Origin of the sequence: Trinickia dabaoshanensis, from assembly GCF_002879885.1 — a bacterium.
Taxonomy (GTDB): domain Bacteria; phylum Pseudomonadota; class Gammaproteobacteria; order Burkholderiales; family Burkholderiaceae; genus Trinickia; species Trinickia dabaoshanensis.
On the sequence record NZ_PNYA01000064.1, the window covers coordinates 1 to 2402 of the forward strand.

Genomic DNA, 2402 nt, shown 5'->3' on the forward strand with positions numbered 1-2402 from the left:
TACTCGTCGCGATGCTCGCGCACCATGCGCACAGCACGTTCACGGACTTCAGCGGAAAATTTGTTCGGCTTGTTCATAGCTCCATTCTCTCAAGAGTTGGAGCCTCCACAAAATCCGGGGCGCTTCAGTGCGATTTGCACAATGCTGTATAGCATGGCCCAGCGCGTCCACGGCTCCCCTCTATACCGCGCCGGGGCGCAGATGCAAGCTGTTCAGCAACGTGTCCCACACTTGAAGTGCACCCGCTTCATCGACAGGGGCGGTTGCCTGTTCCGGCGTCAAATCGGGACTGCTTGCGCCGAGCAATAGTTGAATGGCCGTATGAGGTTTCGCCAGCGTGCTCGGATCGCCCGGCGCCAGCAGGTAAAACCGATAGGAAGTGATCCCACCGTCTTGGAGCTCGAACAAGACTTCTTCGGCATTCATGCCGGCGACGGTGCGCTTGCCCTCGCGAAGAATGCGGTAGTGCCCTGGCTGTCGGGACAGTTGCGCACGGAGGGGAGGCAGTGTCTTGGTCAGCGGCTCGTTTTGATCCTGTTCGACCGAATCGCGCATCTTGATGACCAGTGACGCGGGCCGCCCGGGCATCAGCGCGAACGACTGGCTCACCTCCTCCGTGTATCTTGACGAGCCCGTTACGATCCCACCGCCAAAGCAGAATCCCGATTCAGTCGGCACCGTCCAGTTATCCCGCGCCTTGATGCGACGAATCGTATCGTCGTAGATGCCTTGCACTCGGTCGATTGCTCCTGAGCCGATTTCCCCAATAGTGTGAAAAAGTGTGCCTCGGTCGTATACGTATCCCTGGGTGTCGAATGGCAACGTAACGCCGTCGGTCTCAGAACTCCGATACACGAATACCCGAGAATGTTGCGTTGGAGCAAGTTCTTTCTCTAGCCAAGAATGGTTCGTTTCTTTGTTACGATTTCCAGGATCGATGCGTTTTTTTGTGCGCAGCTCTTTTCTCAAAGAATCGACCTTATCCTCGTATGTGGTAAGCGGCACGTTGTACAGAGTTTCGAGCTTTTCCCCTCGAAACTCGTACCGCTGATTCGAGATCTCGCTCGCCGCAGGCCGGTCGAACACGAGGCGGCCAACGCACCACGGGCGTGGGTTAGAAAGCAGAGGATTAGTCGTCGTCGGTTCCACAGAGAATGCGATCGAGCTGGCGCAGACGCCTGCCGCAAATAGCAGCGTTTTCGAAATGCGTTTCAACATGATGGGTCCGGACACGTCCTGAGCGAGTTGCACGATGCTATATAGCACGGCCCAACGCGTCCCCGGATGGTTATAGCTGAATTGATGGTTATAACCATGCTGGACAAACGCCATCTGGACACCTTTGGCGGCATCGCCCTTCGCCCGCGGATCTATACCGCGCGCTTGCGCTTCTGCCGACCAGACTGGGGCGGTGCCGTCGCCCGCATTGATGCCGTTCCGGCTCTCATAGGGCGAAGGATCGGATGAGTTCGTACCAGCAGGCAGCTTACTGACTTTTTGAACCTCGAACTCGACTGCTTGCTTGTGCAATTGGAGGTAAACGCGAACGTTGCCGGTATGTGAGTCGTGCAGGAGGGTTGCCGCGCGCAGTTCCTCTTCCGTAATGCTCGACGGCTAGCAGAATTTGCGAATCTCAGCACCAGGCGCGCGGCCTTCCGCTGACTGTTTTTGTCGACTTCCCCCGTTTGTTCGCGCATGGTGCTCGAACCACCGCTGAGGTCGTGCGGCAACAGCCGTTGTGTAAAATGCGCGGAAGCCCGTCGGCTTGCCAACAACAAAATTCCTGAGAGATTTCCTATGCCAATGCAATGCAGCGCAGCCGGCTTTTTCCTGGCGTACAAACGAACATGGAAGCGCTGGGCCTCGACGTGCCGACCAGCTGGTACGGCACTCAGGTGACGATCCTGACCAAACTTGGAGCAGTCGTGGCCGCTGTCGACAAGCTTGGCAAGGGAGCGACGCTCGCTGAACTGGTAGGCGCTACAACTTTGCCGGAAAAGCTGTTGGTCGGTGGAGCTGTCTACGCTTCGTTCTACACGGGGGCTGCTATTGGGAGCGCGATGGTCGCAACGGGAAAATATATGGGTTGCGGGGCTTCCTCTGCAAACAACGGACGAGCGGTGCTCCGCTTCCAGGCAGATACTGGCATACGCGTCTCGCCCCGATTTCATCACCATCTTCAATGCCATCCCGAAATTTTCGATCAAAGCGCCCCTGGCCGCCGGGCATACGCGTATGCGGCGCTTGTCTGTGATTCGAGCGTTTCAGCCACAGCTGTCACGGATCGGCGTAATGGAGCCGGGGAAGATCGGCGTAAAGGCGCCACGTGGAAGGGTTCGGAAACGCGGTTTCGAACGCCGTCAAGAATGCTAGTTTTTGGCCCGTTTTTCAATGCCTGAAAC

General features: G+C 57.2%; 2 protein-coding genes. One reads left to right on the top strand and one right to left on the bottom strand.

The genetic code is table 11. From position 1 onward, the window contains the following. Positions 1 to 180 precede the first annotated feature (180 nt). Positions 181 to 1530, bottom strand: a complete 1350-nt coding sequence (locus C0Z18_RS33105) for a T6SS immunity protein Tli4 family protein (protein WP_332888229.1) — start codon at positions 1528 to 1530, stop codon at positions 181 to 183. Between the two features lie 317 nt (positions 1531 to 1847). Between C0Z18_RS33105 and C0Z18_RS32345 the strand changes: the two genes are divergently transcribed. Continuing rightward, complete coding sequence (locus C0Z18_RS32345) at positions 1848 to 2399, top strand: hypothetical protein (protein ID WP_233217589.1); 552 nt, start codon at positions 1848 to 1850, stop codon at positions 2397 to 2399. The last annotated feature ends 3 nt before the right edge of the window (positions 2400 to 2402 follow it).

Bases quoted from the DNA above. Each gene is read 5' to 3' on its own strand.
- C0Z18_RS32345 (WP_233217589.1), top strand. From the start codon at position 1,848: ATGGAAGCGCTGGGCCTCGACGTGCCGACCAGCTGGTACGGCACTCAG.